21 protein-coding genes are annotated in these 22,941 nt (G+C 64.0%); 7 read left to right on the plus strand and 14 right to left on the minus strand.

What is annotated here, in order from left to right; genetic code table 11:
• Nucleotides 1-72: 72 nt before the first annotated feature.
• Nucleotides 73-1,578 (minus strand): alpha/beta hydrolase, encoded by a 1,506-nt coding sequence (locus X726_RS142560; protein ID WP_023672709.1) that lies wholly within the window; start codon nucleotides 1,576-1,578, stop codon nucleotides 73-75.
• A 289-nt stretch (nucleotides 1,579-1,867) separates the two neighbouring features.
• On the opposite strand from X726_RS142560, the gene X726_RS142555 reads away from it, so the two are divergent.
• Complete coding sequence (locus X726_RS142555; RefSeq protein WP_023672710.1) at nucleotides 1,868-2,374, plus strand: OsmC family protein; 507 nt, start codon at nucleotides 1,868-1,870, stop codon at nucleotides 2,372-2,374.
• A gap of 153 nt (nucleotides 2,375-2,527) precedes the next feature.
• On the opposite strand, the gene X726_RS142550 is transcribed toward X726_RS142555, so the two are convergent.
• From X726_RS142550 to X726_RS142490, 13 genes are all read right to left on the minus strand, one after another.
• Nucleotides 2,528-2,749, minus strand: a complete 222-nt coding sequence (locus X726_RS142550) for a hypothetical protein (RefSeq protein WP_023689120.1) — start codon at nucleotides 2,747-2,749, stop codon at nucleotides 2,528-2,530.
• A 135-nt stretch (nucleotides 2,750-2,884) separates the two neighbouring features.
• Entirely contained in the window at nucleotides 2,885-3,514 is a 630-nt protein-coding gene (locus X726_RS142545; protein ID WP_023672712.1) for a hypothetical protein, read from the minus strand.
• A 77-nt stretch (nucleotides 3,515-3,591) separates the two neighbouring features.
• Nucleotides 3,592-4,347: an SDR family NAD(P)-dependent oxidoreductase gene (locus X726_RS142540; protein WP_023672713.1), complete on the minus strand. Its 756-nt coding sequence runs from the start codon at nucleotides 4,345-4,347 to the stop codon at nucleotides 3,592-3,594.
• 30 nt (nucleotides 4,348-4,377) lie between these two features.
• Nucleotides 4,378-5,859, minus strand: a complete 1,482-nt coding sequence (purF, locus tag X726_RS142535) for an amidophosphoribosyltransferase (RefSeq protein WP_023672714.1) — start codon at nucleotides 5,857-5,859, stop codon at nucleotides 4,378-4,380.
• Between the two features lie 108 nt (nucleotides 5,860-5,967).
• The gene (locus tag X726_RS142530; RefSeq protein ID WP_023672715.1) at nucleotides 5,968-6,633 is read right to left on the minus strand and encodes a CvpA family protein; all 666 of its coding nucleotides are present in this window, start codon (nucleotides 6,631-6,633) and stop codon (nucleotides 5,968-5,970) included.
• A gap of 48 nt (nucleotides 6,634-6,681) precedes the next feature.
• Nucleotides 6,682-8,085: a DNA repair protein RadA gene (radA, locus tag X726_RS142525; RefSeq protein ID WP_023672716.1), complete on the minus strand. Its 1,404-nt coding sequence runs from the start codon at nucleotides 8,083-8,085 to the stop codon at nucleotides 6,682-6,684.
• Nucleotides 8,086-8,315: 230 nt separating this feature from the next.
• Nucleotides 8,316-9,809, minus strand: coding sequence for a replicative DNA helicase (locus tag X726_RS142520; RefSeq protein ID WP_023672717.1), 1,494 nt, complete (start codon nucleotides 9,807-9,809; stop codon nucleotides 8,316-8,318).
• A gap of 221 nt (nucleotides 9,810-10,030) precedes the next feature.
• Entirely contained in the window at nucleotides 10,031-11,008 is a 978-nt protein-coding gene (locus X726_RS142515; RefSeq protein WP_023672718.1) for a small ribosomal subunit Rsm22 family protein, read from the minus strand.
• Between the two features lie 158 nt (nucleotides 11,009-11,166).
• Nucleotides 11,167-12,516 carry a cyclopropane-fatty-acyl-phospholipid synthase family protein gene (locus X726_RS142510; protein ID WP_023672720.1) on the minus strand — a complete coding sequence of 450 codons (1,350 nt, stop codon included), beginning with the start codon at nucleotides 12,514-12,516 and terminating at the stop codon, nucleotides 11,167-11,169.
• A gap of 186 nt (nucleotides 12,517-12,702) precedes the next feature.
• Nucleotides 12,703-13,290, minus strand: a complete 588-nt coding sequence (gene rplI, locus X726_RS142505; protein WP_023672721.1) for a 50S ribosomal protein L9 — start codon at nucleotides 13,288-13,290, stop codon at nucleotides 12,703-12,705.
• A 267-nt stretch (nucleotides 13,291-13,557) separates the two neighbouring features.
• The gene (gene rpsR, locus X726_RS142500) at nucleotides 13,558-13,806 is read right to left on the minus strand and encodes a 30S ribosomal protein S18 (protein WP_006203718.1); all 249 of its coding nucleotides are present in this window, start codon (nucleotides 13,804-13,806) and stop codon (nucleotides 13,558-13,560) included.
• Nucleotides 13,806-14,306 carry a 30S ribosomal protein S6 gene (rpsF, locus tag X726_RS142495; protein WP_023672722.1) on the minus strand — a complete coding sequence of 167 codons (501 nt, stop codon included), beginning with the start codon at nucleotides 14,304-14,306 and terminating at the stop codon, nucleotides 13,806-13,808. The genes rpsR and rpsF overlap by 1 nt, the downstream gene beginning before the upstream one ends.
• Before the next feature lie 311 nt (nucleotides 14,307-14,617).
• Nucleotides 14,618-16,546: an LTA synthase family protein gene (locus X726_RS142490; RefSeq protein WP_031215435.1), complete on the minus strand. Its 1,929-nt coding sequence runs from the start codon at nucleotides 16,544-16,546 to the stop codon at nucleotides 14,618-14,620.
• Between the two features lie 277 nt (nucleotides 16,547-16,823).
• Between X726_RS142490 and fabD the strand changes: the two genes are divergently transcribed.
• From fabD to X726_RS142460, 6 genes are all read left to right on the plus strand, one after another.
• Nucleotides 16,824-17,816, plus strand: a complete 993-nt coding sequence (fabD, locus tag X726_RS142485) for an ACP S-malonyltransferase (RefSeq protein ID WP_023672724.1) — start codon at nucleotides 16,824-16,826, stop codon at nucleotides 17,814-17,816.
• A gap of 15 nt (nucleotides 17,817-17,831) precedes the next feature.
• Nucleotides 17,832-18,569 (plus strand): 3-oxoacyl-[acyl-carrier-protein] reductase, encoded by a 738-nt coding sequence (gene fabG / locus X726_RS142480; protein ID WP_023672725.1) that lies wholly within the window; start codon nucleotides 17,832-17,834, stop codon nucleotides 18,567-18,569.
• Between the two features lie 221 nt (nucleotides 18,570-18,790).
• Nucleotides 18,791-19,027 (plus strand): acyl carrier protein, encoded by a 237-nt coding sequence (locus X726_RS142475; protein WP_006203723.1) that lies wholly within the window; start codon nucleotides 18,791-18,793, stop codon nucleotides 19,025-19,027.
• Nucleotides 19,028-19,061: 34 nt separating this feature from the next.
• Nucleotides 19,062-20,324, plus strand: coding sequence for a beta-ketoacyl-ACP synthase II (gene fabF / locus X726_RS142470; protein WP_023672726.1), 1,263 nt, complete (start codon nucleotides 19,062-19,064; stop codon nucleotides 20,322-20,324).
• 201 nt (nucleotides 20,325-20,525) lie between these two features.
• Entirely contained in the window at nucleotides 20,526-21,785 is a 1,260-nt protein-coding gene (gene mltG, locus X726_RS142465; RefSeq protein ID WP_023672727.1) for an endolytic transglycosylase MltG, read from the plus strand.
• A gap of 262 nt (nucleotides 21,786-22,047) precedes the next feature.
• A complete protein-coding gene (locus X726_RS142460) occupies nucleotides 22,048-22,938 on the plus strand; it encodes a YicC/YloC family endoribonuclease (RefSeq protein WP_031215437.1) in 891 nt (296 codons plus the stop codon).
• Nucleotides 22,939-22,941 lie beyond the last annotated feature (3 nt).

Below are 22,941 nucleotides of genomic sequence, written 5' to 3' on the forward strand. Positions count from 1 at the left end.
AAAGCCTGCGGGGCGCTACGCCAGTGGCAAGCTTGCGTTGGCGCAGCCTGGCCGACAGCGTGGGCACGCCGTTCACTGTGTTGCCTGGTAGAGCTCCGAAGCGGCCTCCTTCAGGGCGCGCCGGCCGCCCGGCCTGAGATACATCATGTGGCCGCCCTCGATGACGTCGAGACGGATAGGTTTTGCCCCGCCGAGCGTCGGGATTTGGCTCACCAGATAGCGTGAGGCCAGATAGGGAGTGACCAGATCGGTGTCGCCGTTGACGATCACCACGCCGAGCCCCGGGTTGAGCGAGCGCGCCCGCTGCAGATCGTCCATCACCCCGGCATAGCCTTGCCGCGAGCCGCCATAGTCCCAGGCGTGGGTCACATCGCCATTGAGCAACCTGTAGCTGACATCGGTGCGAAAATTCAGCTCGTCGCGCGCATAACCGACAAAGGCCGAGGTCAGCGCCGGCACGCTGCGGTCGAGCACCGGATCCGGGCCGGCGCTGCGGGCGCTCTCCGGGGCGATGTCGCTGGTGGCGATGGTGCCGTCATACGGGCTGAGCACTTTGCCACTGGCGCGCTGGAATTCGCGCGCGAACAGGCCGGTCGGGATGCGGGCGAAATTGCGCTGCACGAGGTCGAGCGGCAGGCCGGTGATCTCGGCCACGCGCTGGCTGGCCAGCCGCCCGCCCTGTTCCAGCCCGCCGGTCAGAGCCGTGAGGTAGTCGCCCAGCGCATACTTTTCGACCTCGGCGAGCTTTTCGCGCAGTGCTTCGCCGCTGAGGCCTTCGCTGCGCAGGCGCACCGCCGCCATCGAGGGCAGTTCCAGCGCCCAATGCAGCGGCTGGAATTCGTCGGGCAGCACCAGCGTGAACTCCAGTGCAGGCGAGATCAGCACGATGCCGTTGGGGCTCAGGCCGACATCTTCCTGCAGGGTCCTGGCGAGAAGTGCCGCGCGGAACCCGCCATAGCTTTCGCCGGCAAGGAAGAGCGGCGATCCGGTGCGGCCGTTCTGGGCGAGATAGAGCCGGATGAAAGCGCCGATCGAACTGGCGTCCTGGCTGACGCCCCAAAAATCTTTTGTGTCCTGGCCGGGGGCCTCGCGGCTGTAGCCGGTGCCGACCGGATCGACGAAGACGAGGTCGGTCATGTCGAGCCAGCTGTCGGGATTGTCGATCAGCTTTTGCGGCGGCGGCAGGAATTGGCCATCGGCGCCGGTCGCGACGACACGCGGGCCGAGTGCGCCGAGATGCAGATAGGCGGATGCCGCGCCCGGGCCGCCATTGAAGACGAAGGTGATGGGGCGAGCCTTCTCCGCGCCCGCCAGTGGCGGCAGCGTATAGGCGACATAGAAGATTTCCGCGGTGACCTCGCCCTTGCCGGATAGCAGTGACAGCGTGCCGGCCTTAGCCTGATAGTCCAGCTTGCGCCCGGCAATGGTGATTGAATGGCTGGTCGTCTGCGGTGCCGGCAGCAGCGACAGCACCCCGCCTGCCGGGGCGGGGCGCTCGGGCGTTTCGGCGAGGCCGGGCTGCGCGAAGGCTGCAAGCACCAACAGGGTAAGCGAGATCAGTTTCAGCTTGAACGGCATGATGCCTCCGCGGGAATGACTCTGCTTAGGTATGGCCGGGGCGGTCGAAGTCAAAGTAACTCTTCGTGAGGTAGCATTCCTTCAGCCCCCTCTGTCCTGCCGGACATCTCCCCCCACAGGGGTGGAGATTGGATGTCGCGACCGCCTTCGCTAATCGCCGGCGTAGAAAGCGCCATCGGCGAAGCTGCAGATCTCCCCCCTGTGGGGAGGTGGCCGGGCCAGAGGGAGGCGCTGTCTCGCTGGCATATCAGTGCTATCAAAGCGCGACGGACTCGAAAAGGAATGCAACATGGACGCCACCGCACTCAAGGCCATGCAGGCACCGATCAAGGAGGCTTATCGCGACGATTCCTCGCGAGCGCTGATCACGCTTCGCGCCAAAGGCTCCATCGACGACCAGTCGATTGCCTGCAAGGTCGAGACGGGCAGGGCGCTGGCGGTCGCCGGCCTGCATCCGGCGACCGGCGGTTCCGGGCTCGAATTGTGTTCGGGCGATATGCTTTTGGAGGCGCTGGTGGCGTGCGCCGGCGTGACGCTGAAGGCAGTGGCGACGGCGCTGGAATTCAGGCTTGGCGCAGCCACCGTCGAGGCCGAAGGCGATCTCGACTTTCGCGGCACGCTGGGCGTGGCCAAGGACGCCCCCGTGGGCTTTCGCGCCATCCGGCTGAATTTCAACCTCGACACGGATGAGCCGCAGGCGCGCATCGATTCGCTCATCAAGCTGACCGAACGCTATTGCGTGGTGTTCCAGACCATCAACAGCAAGCCGGAGCTGACGGTGAGTGCGCGCGCCTGATCTCCCCCCTTGAGGGGGAGATGTCGCCGAAGGCGACAGAGGGGGTCGGGCCGACTGGACGCGACGCCCTTTGTGCGGAAGGAGGTTGGCACTCTACGCGAGGCGACCCCCTCTGGCCTGCCGGCCATCTCCCCCTCGAGGGGGGAGATTGCGCTACTGCGCAGCAGGCTCTTCCGCGTCGCCCTCATCGGTAAACGGCGAGGCGCTCGGCACGCAGTTGACCGCCCAGCCGGCCGGCGTCGGCTGCTTCTGATATTCGGTAATCGCGTTTGTGCACTGTTCGCGGGTGTCGAAGGTGCTGGGCAGCACCACCATGCCGCCTTGCGGGCCGGCGATCACCAGGTACCAGACCAATGCTACGCTGGGAGCAGCCATGGGAATTCCTCGCTTTGCTGAGTGTCGGAGTCGGGTCGACCCTAGCAACTCCCGGCTGATGGCGAAAGCAGGGCGAGGGGGGAGGGACCTGCCGGATCATCACAGACCCGTGAACGAACCGCTCCCAGACGTCTCTCAGTTCGTCGCAAAGCAGTAGAACAGGCCGTCGCCGCCGGTGCCTTTCAGCGCCTCCTGGCTGCAGCCGCCGCGCGAGGCATGCGAGGAGTTCCAGGATTTCGCCGCCGCCGACTCATCAAGGCCGGTGCGGTCGTGATGGCCCATCATCGCCGCGCCCTCCGCGCCGCTCAAGGTCCAGTCGCCGCAGGTCTGGTCGGCGAGCTTGGTGCCGTCAGGCTTCGAGCCGGTCAATATGTCGTGCCGGTTCGGCTTGTCGCCGCGGCCATTGACCACTTGGCCCTTCTCGGTCAGCGCCGTCTGCTTGTTGATGGCGTTGGCGTCGCTGTGCAGCGAGGCGACGTCATCGGCAATCTTCTCGCCCTTGGCGTTGACCCAGGGACCCTTGCCGATACGGTCGCGCGCATCGACATTGGCGCTCGAGAGATAGGCGTGCCATTCCTTGCCGGTAACCCCAGCCGCTTCCGCCAGCGAGGCGCAATGCGCGTCGGCACCCTTGAGACCGCCGAGATCGGCGCCTTTGCCGGAACCGACGCTGGTGACGAAGAAACTCATCTTTGCGTCTTGCGCCAGCGCCACGCCGGCTGTGGCGGCAATCGCGGCGGCGGCAACGAGAAGAAGTCTACGCATGTCGGTCCTCCTGTTTCGAATGTCCTACATTCGAAGAAACGTAACTGGAGGCCTGTTTAATCCCGCTACAACCCGGTTTATTCCGGCTGCCGGTAGGCGACGAAGCGGTTGTTCTTGACCTGGAAGATCAGCCCCGTCTCTTTCATCTCGGGGCTCGCCAGCGGCACGATGCGTTTTGCCACCTCTGACGGGTGCGGCAGCGTTTCCGGATCCTCGCCGGGCGCGGCCTGCGCACGCATGGCGGTGCGGGTGGCGCCGGGGTCGACCGCATTGATGCGGAGCGGCAGGCTCTGCGTCTCATGCGCCCAGGAACGCGTCATGGCTTCCACAGCCGCCTTCGACGCCGCATAGGGCGCCCAGAAGGCGCGCGCCGAATGCGCGGCCCCGGACGACATGAGAATGGCGCGGCCGGCGTCGGACAGCCTGAGCAGCGGGTCGACCGAGCGGATCAGCCGCCAGGTCGAGGTGACATTGATGGTCATAACCTTCTCGAAGGTTTTGGCCTCGACATGGCCGATCGGCGAGATGACGCCGAGCACACCGGCATTGGCCACCAGAATGTCGAGCTTGCCCCAGCGCTCGTGAATGGCGCCGCCCAGCCGGTCGATGCCGGCCATGTCTGAGAGGTCGAGAGGCACCAACGTCGCTTCGCCCTTGCCGGTTTTCGCGCGCTCGGCCTTGATCTGGTCGTCGAGTTCTTCCAGCCCGCCGACGGTCCGGGCTACCGCAATGACATGGGCGCCAGCGGCGGCAAGTTCCTTGGCGATGAAGTAGCCGATGCCGCGCGAGGCGCCGGTAACGACCGCGACGCGGCCGGAGAGGTCGAGGGTCATGCGAGCGCTTTCAAGGATAGCAGTTGGGCTTTACGCCCCGTTGTTCGCCAGCAGCGACAGCGTGCGCACATTGTCGTGACCTTCGAAGTCGAGCAGGCGGGTCGGGTACTGGCCGGTGAAACAGGCGTCGCAGAATTGCGGCTGCTCATTGTCGCGGCTGGCTTCGCCGACGGCGCGGTAGAGCCCGTCAATGGTGAGGAAGCCGAGCGAATCGACACGGATGAACTCGGCCATTTCCTCGATCGACATGCGCGATGCCAAAAGCTTCGACTTCTCCGGCGTGTCGACGCCGTAGAAGCACGACGCGCTGGTCGGCGGCGAGGCGATGCGCATATGCACTTCCTTGGCGCCGGCGTCGCGCACCATCTGCACGATTTTCTGGCTGGTGGTGCCGCGCACGATCGAATCGTCGACCAACACCACGCGCTTGCCCTCGATCATCCGGCGGTTGGCGTTGTGCTTGAGCTTGACGCCCATATGGCGGATCGAATCGCCGGGCTGGATGAAGGTTCGGCCGACATAGTGGTTGCGGATGATACCGAGTTCGAAGGGGATGCCTGCCGCCTGGGAGAAGCCGATTGCCGCCGGCGTGCCGGAATCCGGCACCGGCACGACGATATCGGCCTCGACCGGGCTTTCCTGCGCCAATTCGGCGCCGATACGCTTGCGCACTTCGTAGACATTGCGGCCTTCGACCGAGGAGTCCGGGCGGGCGAAATAGACATATTCGAAGATGCAGAAGCGGGTCTTCTGCGGCTCGAAGGGGAACAGGCTCTCGATGCCCTTCGAGGTCACCACGACCATTTCGCCGGGCTTCAGGTCGCGCACGAAGCGGGCGCCGATAATGTCGAGCGCGCAGGTTTCGGAGGCCAGGATCCAGGCGCCGTCCAGGTCGCCGAGCACCAGCGGGCGGATGCCGAGCGGATCGCGGCAGCCGATCATCTTCTTGGAGGTCATCGCGACCAGCGAGAAAGCGCCTTCGACCTGACGCACGGCGTCGATGAAGCGCGAATTCAAATCGCGTTCCTTACTGGTGGCAACGAGATGCAGCAGCGTCTCGGTGTCGGAGGTCGACGAGAAGATCGCGCCCTGCTTCTGCAGCGCGCGCTGCACGGTCATGGCGTTGGTGAGATTGCCGTTATGGGCGACGGCAAAGCCGCCATCGGCGAGTTCGGCGAAGAAGGGCTGGATGTTGCGCATGCCGGCGCCGCCGGTCGTGGCATAGCGCGTGTGGCCGATGGCACGGTTGCCTTGCAGGCTGTCGATGACGTGCTGCTTGGTGAAGGTGTCGCCGATCAGGCCGACATGGCGTTCGACATGGAACTGCGTGCCGTCATAGGAGACGATGCCGGCCGCTTCCTGGCCGCGATGCTGCAGCGCATGCAGGCCTAGCGTTACGATGGCCGCAGCGTCCTGCCGGCCGAAAATGCCGAACACCCCGCATTCGTCGTGGAAATGATCGTCTGCTTCGGCGGAAAGCACGTCGTCCGCGTCTGCCTTCGAAACTGCCATGGGGCTCAAGCTCCGCTAAAATGGCCATATAGTGCGATAGCGCCGCGAAAGCAACGTAGTCAGGCCGGAACTGCCGGGATGGCGCCTGTCCGGCACCATCCGTCCGTATCAGTTTGCCGGCGCGGCCGGAGCCGGAGCAGCGGGCGCGGGTGCGTTATCGGCCGGAGCGTCGGTCTCGTCGTCGGGCGCCGGCGTATCGTCACCGGTTGCCGGAGCATCCGCCGCCGGTGCATCGGCCGCCGGAGGCGTCTCGGCTGCCGGCTGATTCGGATTGAGCTTCTTCAGGATGGCGTTTTCCGGATCTTCGGGCAGCAGGCTTTCCAGCTTGGCGCCGATGGTCTCGAGCAGCGGCTTCGACTTGGCGTTGGCGATCCAGGCAGGGGCCTTGGCGCCGGCCAGCCAGTTGAAGAACAGTAGCGCCACGGCGACTACGAGGACGCCGCGCGCGGCGCCATAGAGGAAGCCCAGCGTACGGTCGAGCGCGCCGATCCTGGAATCGATGATCCAGTCGGCAAGCTTCATGGTGATGACGGAAACGACGATCAGCGCGATGAGGAAGACGATGCCGGCGGATGCCGCCATGGCGATCTTGTCGCTTTCGACATAGGGCTGAACGTAAGGCAGCACCGGCTTGTAGAAGAAGAATGCCGCCGCGGCGGCAGCCGCCCAGGACACGACGGACAGGATTTCGCGTGACAGGCCGCGAACCATGGCGAGCATCGCCGAGACCAGGGTGAAGCCGACGAGAATTCCGTCCAGCAGCGTAATCGGCATGTCTTTCGCCCCACTCAGATTGTCTTTTCACGGCTCGGGCGAGCCGCGTCAATCTTCCACGTCGACACGGCTGCGCCGTGAGCCGGCTATGCGTGCGACGAGATCGGCAAGTTCGGTCGGCTGGAAAGCGCCGGCCCCGATCCCCCCGACAACCTCCTCGCTGCCCAAGGGCAGAACCGCACTTCCAAAACCCAGCTTTTCGGCCTCTTTAAGGCGCTGCTGCGCATGCGCAACCGGCCTCACTGCGCCCGACAGGCTGATTTCGCCGAAATAGACGCAATCGGCGGGAAGGGCAAGACCGGTGAGCGACGAAACCAGTGCAGCGGCAACCGCCAGATCGGCCGCCGGCTCGGAAATCCGGTAGCCGCCGGCGACGTTGAGGTAGACATCGTGGGTGCCGAAGCGCACGCCGCAATGGGCTTCGAGTACGGCAAGGATCATCGACAGCCGTGCGCCGTCCCAGCCGACGACGGCACGGCGCGGCGTGCCCAATGTGGACGGCGCCACCAGTGCCTGGATCTCGACCAGCACCGGACGTGTCCCTTCCATGCCGGCAAATACCGCGGCACCCGGCGATTTTGCGTGGCGTTCGCCGAGGAACAGCTCCGACGGATTGGCGACCTCGCGCAAGCCCTTGTCCGACATCTCGAAGACGCCGATCTCGTCGGTCGGCCCAAAACGGTTCTTCACCGTGCGCAGGATGCGGTAGTGATGGCCGCCTTCGCCTTCGAAATAGAGAACGGCGTCGACCATGTGCTCGACGACGCGCGGACCGGCGATCTGGCCTTCCTTGGTGACATGGCCGACCAGCACGATGGCAGCACCGGTGGATTTGGCGTAGCGGATCATCGCTTGCGCCGAGGCGCGCACCTGGGTGACGGTGCCGGGCGCCGAGTCGGCCATGTCGGTCCACAGCGTCTGGATGGAATCGAGGATGACGAGGTCCGGCCTTCTGCCGTCGGCTATTGTTGCCAGGATATCCTCGACATTGGTCTCCGCGGCAAGTTCGACCGGCGTGTCGGCGACGCCAAGCCGCTGCGCCCGCAGCCGGATCTGCGCGACAGCCTCTTCGCCCGAGACATAGACGATGCGGTGGCCTTTTGACGCCAATGCTGCTGCGGCCTGGGTAAGCAGCGTCGACTTGCCGATGCCGGGATCGCCGCCGACCAGCAGCGCCGAGCCGCGCACGAAACCGCCGCCGGTGGCGCGGTCGAGTTCGCCAATGCCGGAGATGATCCGCGGCGCATCCTCGATGTCACCGGACAGGCTGGTCAGCACCACGGCGCGGCCCTTGCGCGCATTGCGCGTGTTGGCCGGTCCCGAGCCGATGCCGCCGGACGTGCCTTCCTCGACGAGTGTGTTCCACTCGCCGCAGGCATCGCATTTGCCGGCCCAGCGCTGATGCACCGACCCGCAATTCTGGCAGATGAACTGGACGCGCGATTTAGCCATGGAGTGATGCTGCCTGCAAATGACCGAAGGAGGGTGATCTTGCACACCCCCCTCTGTCCTGCCGGACATCTCCCCCGCAAGGGGGGAGATTGGCTATCGTCGCTGCTTTCGCCAATCCCCAACGTCGCAAGATGAGCGCCATTCGCAAAGCTGCTGATCTCCCCCCTTGCGGGGGAGATGGCCGGCAGGCCAGAGGGGGGTGTGACGGAGCGCTGCGGTAGGCCAAAAAGCTACTCGAACCTCTCCGCAATATGATGCTCTTCGGCGAGGTCGGAAAACCGTGTGAACTCGCCATGGAAGGCGAGGCTCACCGAACCTGTCGGGCCGTGGCGCTGCTTGGCGACGATGACTTCGGCCTTGCCGCGCATCTCGTTCATCTCGTGTTCCCACTTGATGTATTCGTCGGTGCCGGGCTTCGGTTCGCGGTTCTTCAGATAATATTCCTCGCGGTAGACGAACATCACCACGTCGGCGTCCTGCTCGATCGAGCCGGATTCGCGAAGATCGGACAGCTGCGGGCGTTTGTCTTCGCGGCTTTCGACCTGACGCGACAGCTGCGACAGCGCGATGATCGGAACGGAGAGTTCCTTGGCCAGCGCCTTGAGGCCGGTGGTGATCTCGGTGATTTCCTGCACCCGGTTCTGTGAGGACTTCGCGCTCGATCCCTGCATCAGCTGGATATAGTCGATGACGATGAGGTCGAGGCCGCGCTGACGCTTCAGCCGCCGCGCCCGCGCCGACAGCTGCGCGATCGAGATACCGCCGGTCTGGTCGATGAACAGCGGGATCTTCTGCATGGTCTGCGAGCAGGCGACCAGCTTTTCGAAATCCATCTCCGAAATCTCGCCGCGGCGGATTTTTGACGACGAAATTTCCGTCTGTTCGGAAATGATGCGGGTGGCGAGCTGCTCGGACGACATTTCCAGCGAGAAGAAGCCGACGACGCCTCCATTGGCTGCCTTGAACGAGCCGTCGGCCTGCTGCGCCGGCTCATACATCTCGGCGATGTTGAAGGCGATGTTGGTGGCGAGCGACGTCTTGCCCATGCCCGGACGGCCGGCAATGATGATCAGATCCGACGCCTGCAGGCCACCCATGCGGCGGTCGAGATCGCGCATGCCGGTGGCGAGGCCCGACAAATGGCCGTCGCGCATATAGGCGGCGTTGGCCATGTCGACGGCGGTCTTGACCGCGTCGGTGAAGCTCTCGAAGCCGCCGTCGTAACGGCCGGTTTCGGCCAGTTCGAACAGCCGCCGCTCGGCATCCTCGATCTGTTCGGACGGCGCCATGTCGACCGGCGCGTCATAGGCGATGTTGACCATGTCCTCGCCGACGGTAATCAGTGCCCGGCGCGTGGCCAGATCGTAGATGGCGCGGCCATAATCGGTGGCATTGACGACGGTGACGGCTTCGACCGCCAGACGAACCACATATTGCGCCACCGTCATGTCGCCGACCTTCTCGTCGGCCGGCAGGAAGGTTTTCAGCGTGATCGGCGTCGCCACCTTGCCCATGCGGATGAGCTCGGCTGCGACCTCGAAGATTTTCCGGTGCAGCGGCTCGTAGAAATGGCCGGCCTTGAGGAAGTCGGAGACGCGGTAGAAGGCATCGTTGTTGACGAGGATGGCGCCGAGCAGCGCCTGCTCGGCCTCGATGTTGTTCGGCGCTTCACGATAAAGCGGTTGCTGCTCCGCCACGCCGAATTTTCGCGCTGCCTCTGCCATGATGTCCCCGATTTTGATCCCGGCTTCTCGATATCAGAACGAGATAAATCGGTGCTGACCTTTCTGCATCACCGCACGACCAATCAACCTCGATGCCCCGTTGTTCACAGGGGCGGCAAACCGTCCACAGAAGAGTGTTTCCGCGCCCCGATTCCGGTTGACTCAGAAAGGCGCTGACTTCTATCCGAGTCGTTGGAACAGAGCAAGAACAATCTCGGTGATTACCCGCTTCTTCCGTCCAATGTATCGCCCCAGTCCAGCCGCCGCGCTGCCTTGAACAGCTCGCCCTCGCGCTTGGTGAAAAGTGTCTCGCCGGCGCCGCCATCCGGCTGGCACAGTTTGAGCAGCACCTTGCCGGAGCCCGATTTCGGCGGCGCAATCACGCGGGGCGGATGTACAGGCGCGGGTTGCCGCGACGCCGCGACGTAGATGAATTTCTCGTCCTCCCACGGCACGTCCGCGTCTTTGGCCAGGCGATGAAGGCGCGAGCGGGCGACGCGGCGCGAAAAATGGCACCAGTCGGGCGGCTCAAGCGGGCAGGGCGCCTCATGCGGACAAGGCGCCAGCACATGCGCCCCGGCCTCCAGCAATTGCCTGCGCACTGCCAGGATGCGCTGCCAGCCTGCCGGCGTGCCGGGCTCCACGATCAGCAGTGTGTCGCCGGTCAAATGCCAGAGCCGGACGACAAGCTTCGGCAGCGATGCCGGCGCGATCTCGTCCAGCACATAGGCGCAGGTGACGAGGTCGGCAGGCTTGAGATCGGCAAGGTCGATGGTCACGTCGCCGGCCCGCCAGTCCATCCTGGTGGCGATGGTATCAAGGGCGAGCGACTGGCCAACCTTGCGCACCGCGGCGCTTGCTTCAACCAGAACCGCCTCTTCGAGGTCGGGCCACAGATCTGTAGTGGCCCAAAGCACCGTGCCAGGACCGGCGCCGACATCGAGCAAGCTCGTTGGCTGGAAATCGGGCCGCGCATAGGCGAGTTCGTCGAGACCGGCCCGTACCGCCGCGTAGGTCGCCGGCAGCCGCGTCGCCAGATAGGCTTTTACCGCCATCTCTTCGGCCATGTGCGGGCGGCCGTCGCGCAATTCGGCGCGGTAGCGGTCAGACAGCGTCTTCGCCGCCTGGCGCAGCACCGCCAGCGGTGTCGTTTCGAGCAGGCGCTCGACGCCTTGTCGCAGCGAAGCGGGGAGTTCCACGCTCAGGCTCCGCGTGGCGAGAGCACCGAGGCGCCGGCGAACTCGACAAGGGTGGTGGCGATGGTGGGCAGGCAGATCATTAAAAAAGGTCTCGCGAGAACGAGACCTTTTTCAGTGTCAGAGCCGTCGATGGCAAGCGGCAATACGCAATCGAGGCGTTATTCGCGATCCGCCACCTTGCGACGGCGCGCTGGCTTGGCCGCAACGGACCTGACAGCAACGGACCTGGCAGGCACGGACCTGGCGACAGCAGGCTCGGCGGCCGCCGCCTCCTGACGATGCCCCATTTCGCGCATTTCGAGCGCCTTTTCACATTTGGCCATGTAGTCGCGCGTCATCGGCAGCGTGTCGTTCTTCTTGGCGATCTGGATCTGGAAGATCACCAGATCCTGCCAGCGGAAGGCGGCTTCCGAAGCCGCCAGATAGAACTCCCACATCCTGCAGAAGCGCTCGTCGTAGATGGCCTTGGCCTTGTCCCGGTTGGCGGCAAAGCGCTGGCCCCAATGCTTCAGCGTATCGGCATAGTGCAGCCGCAGAATCTCGATGTCGGTGACCACAAGCCCCGACTTCTCGATCGCCGGCATCACCTCCGACAGCGAGGGAATGTAGCCGCCCGGAAAAATGTACTTGCGGATAAAGGCGCTGGTCGCCCACGGCACGCCGGAGCGGCCGATCGTGTGCAAGAGCATGACGCCGTCGGGCTTCAACAGCGTCGCCGACTTGTCGAAGAAGGTGCGGAAGTGGTTGACGCCGACATGCTCGAACATGCCGACCGAGACGATGCGGTCGAAGCGTTCGTTGAGTTCGCGGTAGTCCTTGAGGTCGAAATGCACGCGGTCCTGCAAGCCTTGCGCATGCGCCCGGTCGGTGGCGACGCCGTGCTGCTCGGTCGACAGCGTCACGCCTTGGACGTCGACATCGAAAGCCTTGGCGAGATAGAGGCCGAGCCCACCCCAGCCGGAGCCAATATCGAGCACGGTCTGGCCGGCCTTCAGCCTGAGCTTGGCGGCGATATGGCGTTTCTTGGCCATCTGCGCCTCGTCGAGCGTCATGTCCGGCTGTTCGAAATAGGCGCAGGAATACTGCATGTCGTCGTCGAGGAAGAGCCGGTAGAGGTCACCCGACAAATCATAGTGGCGCTGCACGTTGCGGCGCGCCCGTGATGCGGTGTTGATCTGCTGCAGGCGGCGAAAGGCGTGGCGCAGACCCTCGATGGCCTTCGACCAGGTGGCGTCGATACCGCCGCTGCCCATGTTCTGGAAGGCGATGCGCATCATACCCAGTACGCCGCCCTCGATGATGTCGAGTTCGCCGTCCATATAGGCTTCCGGCACGGCCAGCATCGGATCGAAGGTAATGGCGCGCTCGGCATGCGCGGTCTTGATGTGCATATGCACCGGCTCGCCGCTGCCGTCGCCGAAAACCACTGTCGAGCCCTTCGGCCCGGTGACTTTCAGATTGCCCGTACGCACCAGGCGGTCGAGAACGCGCTTCAACAGAATATTCATCACCAAATGTCCCCTCACGGTCAGACTGGCGGACCAATTCTGCAACAATATATAGGGGTTCGAAAAGTTCCATTTGGCACAAAAATGCCCGGGCGAGAGGCCCGGGCATTGGTCCAGAAAGGCTGGATGACGAGGAAGTGATTGGAGCGCTGCTCCCCTCGCTTCCCGATCAGGCCCCGTGCGGGATCAGGCGTTGTCTTCTTCGCCGCCTTCGAACTCGGTGTTCGGGTCGAAGAAGTTCTCCGGCCGTGCGTTGTCGTTGATGTCATCGCCATAGATGGCTTCGGCGGTGGTCAGCGTCTCGCCCTTGGCCTGGCGCTCGGCTTCGTCGGCCGTGCGGGCGATGTTGAGGCTGATGGTGACCTCGACTTCCGGATGCAGCGCAATCGCCACATTGGTGACGCCGATGGTCTTGATCGGCTGGTTGAGCTGGATCTGGTTGCGGTTGACCGAGAACCCTTCGGCGGTCAGCAGGTCGGCGATGTCGCGGGTCGACACCGAACCGTAGAGCTGGCCGGTCTCGCCTGCGGAACGCACGGCGATGAAGCTCTTGCCGTCGAGCTTTTCGGCAACCTGGCTGGCTTCCGACTTGCGCTCGAGGTTGCGCGCTTCGAGCTGCGCGCGCTGCCCTTCGAACTTCTTCTTGTTGGCTTCGTTGGCGCGCAGCGCCTTGCCCTGCGGCAAGAGGAAGTTGCGGGCAAAGCCGTCCTTGACCTTGACGGTATCGCCCATCTGGCCGAGGCGGGAAACGCGTTCGAGAAGAATCACTTGCATGGTCTTGTTCCTTCGTCTGGGCACCGACCGCGGGATCGGCGCCGAATTGAATGGAACAGGTCAGGAAGCTCTGAGCGCCTTGGCGCCGGTGTCGCTGTCCTGCCTGTCGCGGCAGTTAGAGGCTTTTCACCTCAACTCGGGATTTCAATGCACGTCGCCAAGAGTGGGCCCGGTTTTGGGACAACGACATGCATCATCAAATTACCCCTGCGGCGCCCGTCGCCGTGGGATAAGGAAGCAGGCGGCGAACCGCCTGCTTCGGAGATCTTAGCGAACCACGTAGGGCAGCAGGCCGAGGAAGCGGGCGCGCTTGATCGCCTTGGCGAGTTCGCGCTGCTTCTTCTGGCTGACGGCGGTGATGCGCGACGGCACGATCTTGCCGCGCTCGGAAATGTAGCGCTGCAGAAGACGCACGTCCTTGTAGTCGATCTTGGGCGCGTTGGCGCCGGAGAACGGGCAGGTCTTGCGGCGGCGATGGAACGGGCGCCGGGTCGGGATCTGATTGATGTCGACCATTATTCTGCACCTCCTTCAACGCCTTCGCGCGGACGGCGCGGACCACGATCGCCACCGGCATCGCCAAATGAGCGCGGCGGACGATCGCCACGGTCGCCGCGATCACGGTCGCCGAACGAGCGCGGACCACGATCGCCACGGTCGCGGTCGCCGAAGCCGCCGCGTTCCGAGCGCTCTTCGCGCTTCTGCATCATGGCCGACGGGCCTTCCTCATGCGCCTCGACCTTGACGGTCAGGAAACGCAGCACGTCCTCGGACAGGCCCATCTGGCGCTCCATCTCGTTGAGCGCTGCCGGCGGGCAGTTGAGGTCCATAAGCGTGTAGTAAGCCTTCCGGTTCTTGTTGACCCGGTAGGTGAGGGACTTCAGTCCCCAGTTCTCGACCCGGCCGACGGACCCGCCATTTGCGGAGATGACGCCCTTGTACTGTTCGACAAGCGCATCGACCTGCTGCTGCGAGAGGTCCTGCCGGGCAAGGAACACATGTTCGTATAGAGCCATAGTGGTTCAGTGCCTTTCTTCGTTTCTCTCCCGGATCCTCGCGGCAAAAGCCTCTGCAACTTCTCTGACCCGCTGGTCCCGAGGGGGCGAGGAAGAAAGGAGCATTTCGAGACGGTCGAGAGCGGAGACACGGGAGGCGGAAGCGCTTCTGGCTTCACACGAAGGTTTTGGATAAAACCTCCGGCCCTCCGTTCAGCCCCCAGCAAGGACCGGCAGATTGCGGGCGTCTATATAGCAATTTGGCTGGAAGGCAAGGGTAACGCATGCTCCGGACAGCGTCCTGGCGTCGCAGGGTTGGAAAAGACCAGGCATCAACTCGTATGCGGGGTACGACCGTTGATCGTTTCGGGGAAGAAGTCCGGAGCCGCCTTACGCTTGCCGAACATCATATCGTATTGCAGCAGGCGGAAGTCGTTGATCGCCGGATCGACGTCCTTCTGCCGCGCCCAGTCCGCCGTGGCCTCACCTGACGGTGTCAGAAGCAGATTGCGATCCACGACGCGATAGCGTTCGCGCAGCGCGCCCAGGAAGCCGGTATAGTAGGGGTGCGTGATCCCGGCCGTGGTAAGGATATGGTAGGGCAGGAAGGCCGGGCTCACCGCGCCCATATCCTGCGCCGGACCGGTGCGGTTAGACCAGATGACCAGCGGCGTCTGATGATGCTCCAGTGCCGCCTCCGGCGTCGGTTCCTTGCGCGGCGCGACATTGTCCTTCAGGTAACCGGTTTCGACATAGACGGGGCCGAGCGGCGGCAGATGGTCGCCGAAGAAGGCGATGACCGTCGGCCGCTCGCGCTTCTTCGCCCATTCGATCAATCGTTCGAGGCCACGGTCGGCATCGGCGGAGCCTTCGGCGTAGCTGAGCAGCGATTCCCGCGCCCATGTGCTGATCGGTGCCGCGACCTTGTGGGTCGGATTGTAATAGCGGTACGGCTCGTAGGGACCGTGGTTCTGCAGGCTGACGGCGAAGAAGAACACCGGCCGCTCGCTGGCGTCGGCCTCTGCGATGATCTCGTCGGTCATCGAGGCATCGGAAGCCAGCGGCCCGCGCTTTTCCAGTGGCGGCAGCGTCTCTTCCGAGCGGAAATCGTTGAAACCGAAATCGGCATAGACGGCGCCTCTGTTCCAGAACCAGTTGGTGCCCGGATGGATGGCGCGCGCCCGGTAGCCCTCGCTTTTCAGGAAGGTCGCCAGCGACGGCGTCGGCGTGCGCACATATTGCTGGTAGGGAATCGAGCCCGCCGGCAGGAAGGCATTGGAAAAGCCGGTCAGCGCCTCGAATTCGATGTTGGCGGTCATGCCGCCGAATTCCGGCGAAAACATATAGCCGGAACGCAGCGCCCGCACATTGGGGATCGGGTCAGGCGTGATTGTGACGCCGGGCAGCTTGGTCGGATCCCAGAAAGATTCGCTCATCACCACGATGATGTCGGGTTTCTCATCCGGTACCGAGGCCGCCACAGCAGGCCTGTCGATCGCGTCGATCGCCTTGTCGGAATAGCCCGCCGGCGCCGAGACATGCGCCATCGGCACGTTGAGCGCGAAGGCCAGCGCAAACCCGTTGGAGGCGTAGTTCTCCTTCTGGTCCCACATGATCGGGATGATCTGCAGCCGGTCGCGGGTCCACGAGAAGGTGGCGTAGTCCATGATTGAGACGAAGAAGGCGAGCAGCGGCACTGCCAGCGTCAGCCGCGCCAGCCGCCCTTTGCGGCTGAGGATCGGAACCTTGCGGCGCCACAACCGCCAGCCATAGATCAGCAGCGACAGGCCGGCGACGATGCCGACCGCCATGGCGAGCGCCGTCCAGGGCCGTTCGCGCACCAGGAGCGGCATCAGTGCCATGATCTGGCGCGAATAAAGAAAATCGGTTGGGTAGAGTGGATCGCCGAGATAATGCGACTTCTGATGCCCGACAAAGGCCAGCGCCAGCGTCAGCGGCGCCACGATCATCAGGCTCTGGTGACTGCGGCCAAGCACGGCGTCCAGTCCCATCAGCACCAATGCAAAGACAATGATGGTGGTCCAGCCCGGCTTGAATGGCTGCAGGAAGAAGTCGACCGTGCCGAAGAAGTCGCCGCGCACGATCCATTCGATGGCGAACACCAGGATGGCGGAGGCAAGCAGCGTGACCAGACCGTAGCGGATGACCGGCCATCTGCGCCCCGGCAGGTAGCCGGTGGACGGATCGTCTTCCAAGAATTGTGGCGCGGGTACGGCCGCGCCCTTCCTGATCCTAGCCACGTCTCTTCCCCCGGCCCAAGCAACGCGTATTTCCACTCGCGCCACCGTTCTGTCATAGAACTGTCATGCAAAAGCTAGCGCCTGTGGCGAAAATAAGAAGAGCCAGCAAACGATTCGTGAGCGGTTTTCATCAGGTGTGATCGGCAAAAAGCCTTTGGGAACAGGGACTCGAGGTCAGCTCCGGTTCAAGCGAGAGCCGAAATGCCGCCTCCGGGCTTGACTTGACGGTCCGCCTTGCGTCACAGGCAGGAAAAATCAGCCGCTGGAGAGCGCCCAAATGGCCGTCGCATTCACCTTTCCGGGACAGGGCAGCCAGGCTGTCGGCATGGGCAAGGACCTCGCCGACGCCTTCCCCGAGGCACGCAGGGTGTTCGAGGAAGTCGATGATGCGTTGGGCGAAGAGCTGTCGAAACTGATCTGGGAAGGCCCGGAAGAGGCGCTGACCCTGACTGCCAATGCCCAGCCGGCGCTGATGGCGGTCTCGCTGGCGGCGATCCGCTCGCTGGAAGCGCGCGGCTTTTCGCTGAAGGACAAGGTTGCCTACGTTGCCGGTCATTCGCTCGGCGAATATTCCGCCCTTGCCGCGGCCGGTTTCGTTTCGGTCGCCGATGCTGCCCGGCTGCTGCGCATCCGCGGCAACGCCATGCAGGCGGCGGTGCCGGCCGGCGAGGGCGCCATGGCGGCGATCATCGGACTGGAACAGCCCGACGTCGAAGCCGCTTGCACCGAGGCCGCAACGGGATCCGGCAAGGTCTGCCAGATCGCCAACGACAATGGCGGCGGCCAGCTGGTGATCTCCGGCGCCAGGGCGGCGGTGGAACTCGCCGCGAAACTGTGCACCGAAAAGGGCGCCAAGCGGGCGCTGATGCTGCAGGTCTCCGCACCCTTCCATTCGGCGCTGATGGCGCCGGCGGCCGATGTCATGCGCGAGGCGCTGGCCGGGGTGACCAAGAATGCACCGGTGGTGCCCGTCGTCTCCAACGTCACTGTAGTCCCGACCAGCGACCCCGACGAGATCGCGCGCCGCCTGGTCGAGCAGATCACCGGCCGCGTGCGCTGGCGCGAAACGGTGGAGTGGTTCGGCGCCAACGGCGTCGCCACGCTCTTTGAGATCGGCGCCGGCAAGGTGCTTTCCGGCCTGGCGCGGCGGATCAACCGCGACATCGCCACATCGGCCGTCGGCACGCCGGCCGATGTCGAGGCGGCGCTGGCCGCGCTTGCACAATCCACTGGCGATTCAACCCCTCCCGTGGGAAGGGTGTTCTCTTAAGATCAGGAGACGAAAATGTTCGAACTGACCGGCCGCAAGGCGCTCGTCACCGGCGCATCGGGCGGCATTGGCGAGGCGATTGCCCGGCTGCTGCATGCGCAAGGCGCCATTGTCGGCCTGCACGGCACCCGCATCGAGAAACTGGAGACCCTGGCCGGCGAACTCGGCGACCGGGTAAAGCTGTTCCCGGCCAATCTTGCCGACCGTGACGAGGTCAAGGCGCTTGGCCAGAAGGCCGAAGCCGAACTCGAAGGCGTCGACATACTGGTCAACAATGCCGGCATCACCAAGGACGGCCTGTTCGTGCGCATGGCGGACGCGGATTGGGACAGCGTGCTGGAGGTGAACCTCACCGCCGTGTTCCGGCTGACCCGCGAGCTGACCCATCCGATGATGCGCCGCCGCCATGGCCGCATCATCAACATCACCTCGGTGGTCGGCGTCACCGGCAATCCTGGCCAGACCAATTATTGCGCCTCCAAGGCCGGCATGATCGGCTTTTCCAAGTCGCTGGCGCAGGAGATCGCCACCCGCAACATCACCGTCAACTGCGTCGCCCCGGGCTTTATCGAATCGGCCATGACCGACAAGCTCAACGACAAGCAGAAAGACGCGATAATGGCCGCGATCCCGACGCGCCGCATGGGCACGAGTGTTGAAGTGGCGTCGGCCGTCGCCTATCTCGCCTCCAACGAGGCAGCCTACGTCACCGGCCAGACCATCCATGTCAACGGTGGCATGGCCATGATCTGACAGGATATTGCCGGGTGATAAGAAGACATGGCCGGCTTGTGAAAAGAGACCATTTCGCCTTGGACCTCAGCCATTTTTCGTGTAATGCGGCCCGCAACCCGGCGGTTCGGGCAAAAACCGGTCCGGCATCGTTGCGTTTCCGGCAGGACCATCTTTCAGCTTGATTAGCGGCATTCTGCCCGCTAACGAAGACAGACAAACAAAAGACGAGGATGCCCCAAATGAGTGACACCGCAGAGCGCGTCAAGAAGATCGTCATCGAACATCTTGGCGTCGATGCCGACAAGGTGACGGAGCAGGCGAGCTTCATCGATGATCTGGGCGCGGACAGCCTCGACACGGTCGAACTCGTCATGGCCTTCGAAGAAGAGTTCGGCGTCGAGATTCCGGACGATGCGGCCGAGACCATCCTGACCGTCGGCGATGCCGTGAAGTACATCGACAAGGCTTCAGCCTGACACTGTCCGCAGTCATCACCGGGGAGGACCTGCGATGAGGCGTGTCGTCGTCACGGGCCTTGGCCTGGTTTCGCCGTTCGGCATGGGCTTCGAGCACAGCTGGAAGGAACTTCTGACCGGCCGCAGCGCCGCCAAGCGCGTCACCGGGTTCGAAGTGGAAGATCTTGCCTGCAAGATCGCCCACGTCATTCCTCGCGGTGACGGCACCAACGGCACGCTCAATCCCGAAGCCGTGCTCGAGCCCAAGGAACTGCGCAAGATCGGCGACTTCATCCTTTACGGGATTGCGGCCGCCGACGAAGCGCTGAAGGATTCCGGCTGGGAGCCCAGCACCGAAGCCGAGCGCTGCGCCACCGGCGTCATGATCGGCTCCGGCATTGGCGGCCTCGAGGGCATCGCCGAGAACGCGATCATCCTGAAAGAGCGCGGACCGCGCCGTATCAGTCCATTCTTCATTCCCGGCAATATCATCAACCTGGTGTCTGGCCAGGTGTCGATCCGGCATGGGCTGAAAGGCCCCAACCACGCCGTCGTCACCGCCTGCTCGACCGGCGCGCACGCCATCGGCGATGCCGCCCGGCTGATCATCTTCGGCGATGCCGACGTGATGCTGGCCGGCGGCGCCGAATCGCCGGTGACTAGGCTATCGCTTGCCGGCTTCGCTGCTTGCCGGGCACTGTCCACCGACCGCAACGACACGCCTGAGAAGGCCTCGCGTCCCTATGACCGCGACCGTGACGGCTTCGTCATGGGCGAGGGCGCCGGCGTCGTCGTGCTGGAAGAACTCGAACACGCCAAGGCGCGCGGCGCCAAGATCTATGCCGAGGTCACCGGCTACGGCCTGACCGGCGACGCCTATCACATCACCGCACCGGCCGAAGACGGCGACGGCGCCTTCCGCTGCATGACGGCGGCGCTGAACCGGGCCAAGCTGACGCCCGCCGACGTCGACTACATCAACGCGCACGGCACCTCGACCATGGCCGACACGATCGAACTCGGCGCCGTCGAGCGGCTGGTCGGCAACGCCGCCTCGAAAATCTCGATGTCGTCGACCAAGTCGTCGATCGGCCATCTCCTGGGTGCCGCGGGTGCCGCCGAGGCGATCTTTTCGATCCTCGCTATCAGAGACAACATCGCGCCAGCTACCATCAATCTTGACAACCCGGAACGCGAAACCGCGATCGATCTTGTTCCGAACACGCCACGGCATCGCCAGGTCGACGTGGCCCTGTCCAACTCCTTCGGCTTCGGCGGCACCAACGCTTCGCTGGTCTTCCAGCGTTATACAGGCTGATTGCGGTATCGACCGGCGCGCCAGCGGTCTGTCGTCAATTTTGCCATATTCAAGCCTACTCTGCCGCTGGGGATTCGTCGCATCGGCCTGAAACCGAAGGCGCTTTTTTAAAAGCACGATGCGTAGGCTTGAAATGTTAGGGCACGCTGTGCGTCCAATCGGGCGCATGGTCGCTCTAAGAGATCAGATGGTAGGGCGCTAATGAACACCAATCCGGGCGGCAGCGGACAATTCGGACAAAACCAGCAGACCGGCCCGATCGTGCCGAAGACCGCGGCCGAGGCTTTGCGCCCGGAAGCCGGCACACCACCACCAAAGCGCTCGCGCGCCTCGCGCAGCCAAGTCGTCGTGTTCATGAACTTCGTCATCTCCGCGGTGATGTTGATGATCCTCGCCGCCGGCGTTTCGCTCTATTTCGGCAAGCAGGCATTCAACGAACCGGGCCCGTCGGTGGCCGGCGACACCTTCCTGGTCAAGCCGAGCACCGGCGTCCAGGATATTGCCGACCAGCTCGAACGGCGTGGGCTGATCAGCGATGCCCGCATCTTCCGCATCGCCGTGCGGGTCTATGGCAATGATTCAGCGCTGAAGGCAGGCGAATACGAGATAAAGCCGCGCGCCTCCATGCGCGACATCATGGAGCTTCTGAAGAGCGGCAAGTCGGTGATGTACTCGCTGACCATTCCCGAGGGCCTGACGGTCGAGCAGGCGCTGCAGCGCATCGCCGAGCAGGATGCGCTGACCGGCGACATGCCGGCCGCCAAGCCGGCTGAGGGCAGCCTCGCCACCGACACGCTGCGCTTTACCCGCGGCGCCACGCGCCAACAGATGGTCGACAAGCTGCTCGCCGACCAGAAGAAGCTGGTCGACGAGGTCTGGCAGCGGCGCGCGCCCGACCTGCCTCTGGCCAATGTCGACGACTTCGTCACCTTGGCCTCGATCGTCGAAAAGGAAACCGGCCGGGGCGACGAGCGCTCGCGCGTTGCCGCCGTCTTCCTCAACCGTCTGGCCAAGGGCATGCGGCTGCAATCCGATCCGACCATCATTTACGGCCTGTTCGGCGGCAAGGGCAAACCCGCCGACCGGCCGATTTATCAATCTGACATCCAGAAACAGACGCCTTACAACACCTATCTGATCAATGGCCTGCCGCCGACGCCGATCGCCAATCCCGGCCGCGCCGCGCTCGAAGCCGTCGCCAACCCGTCGAAGACCGATGATCTCTATTTCGTCGCCGACGGCACCGGCGGCCACGTCTTTGCCACCACGCTTGCCGAGCACAATGAGAACGTTGCCCGCTACCGGGCACTGCAGAAGAAGCAGGCTGAAGACGCCGCCAAGGGCGCCAAGACTCCCGGCCAGACCGATGCGCCGGCGGATGGCGACGACAACGGTGACGCAAGTGGCGATGCCGCCGGTGACAGCGGTGATGCCGGCGGCGATACGGGTGCCGCCCAGTAGCAGGTCGGCGCTTTCAGACGGACCGACCTTAAGCAACGCGGACAGAGGCGGACGCGCTGCTGCTTTGAACGAACAGCGCGGTTCGAAGCGTTTTCGGTCTTGCTCGGGTGCCTCTGCTTCTCGATTTCAGCCCTGCGAGATCGAAACGACAGCGGAAACCAACATCTTGCCGGTAGTGCGATTCTGACATTCGCGCCGCCCGTGATATCGAACGCATGCGCAATTTGTAGAATCGGACCATCACGGAGACACGAGCCGCATCATGAATTTGCAGAGCATGACCGGATTTGCACGCACTGTTGCCGAACATGACGGCGCCTCGATCGCCTGGGAGGTCAAGTCGGTCAACGGCAAGAGCGTCGAGGTCAGGTTGCGGTTGCCGCAAGGTTTCGAGCGGCTCGAACCGACTGTGCGGCAGACGCTGCAGAAGCGCTTTTCGCGTGGCAATTTCCAAGCGACGCTGACCGTCGGCCGCGCCGCCGGCCAGCAGGCGCAGCCGGTGGTCAACGAAGCCTTCCTCAGGGATCTGGCGGGCTTGGCCAAGCGGCTGCAGGACCAGTTCGGTGTTGGTCCGGCAACTGCCGACGGTCTGCTTTCCCTGCGCGGCGTGCTCGATATCCCTGAAACCAGCGAAACCGAGGAGGTGCGGGCAGCACTCGACGCGTCAATCCTGTCCGCGCTGGAAAGGGCGCTTACAGGTCTCGAGCAGGCACGCCAGAACGAGGGCGAAGCGCTGCGTTCCCTGCTTTCCGGCCATATCGACGCCATTGAGGCGCTGACGCTTCAAGCCGAGGCCGACCCGTCGCGCGAACCGGCGGCGATCCGCGAGCGGATCGCCGAACAGGTGCGGCTGCTGATGGATGCGTCGGCCAATCTCGATGCCGGCCGGCTGCACATGGAAGCGGCGTTCCTGGCCACCAAGGCCGATATCCGTGAAGAGATCGATCGGCTGAAGACGCATGTGGCGTCGGGCAGAGCGCTGCTGGAAAATGGCGGCGCCATCGGCCGCAAGCTCGATTTTCTGGCGCAGGAATTCAACCGCGAATCGAATACGCTGTGTTCCAAGTCGAACGCCGCCACTGTCACCGCCATCGGGCTGGAACTGAAGGCGGTGGTCGACCAGTTTCGCGAACAGGTCCAGAATCTGGAGTAAACC

This window comes from Mesorhizobium sp. LSJC285A00, assembly GCF_000503155.1.
Lineage (GTDB): Bacteria > Pseudomonadota > Alphaproteobacteria > Rhizobiales > Rhizobiaceae > Mesorhizobium.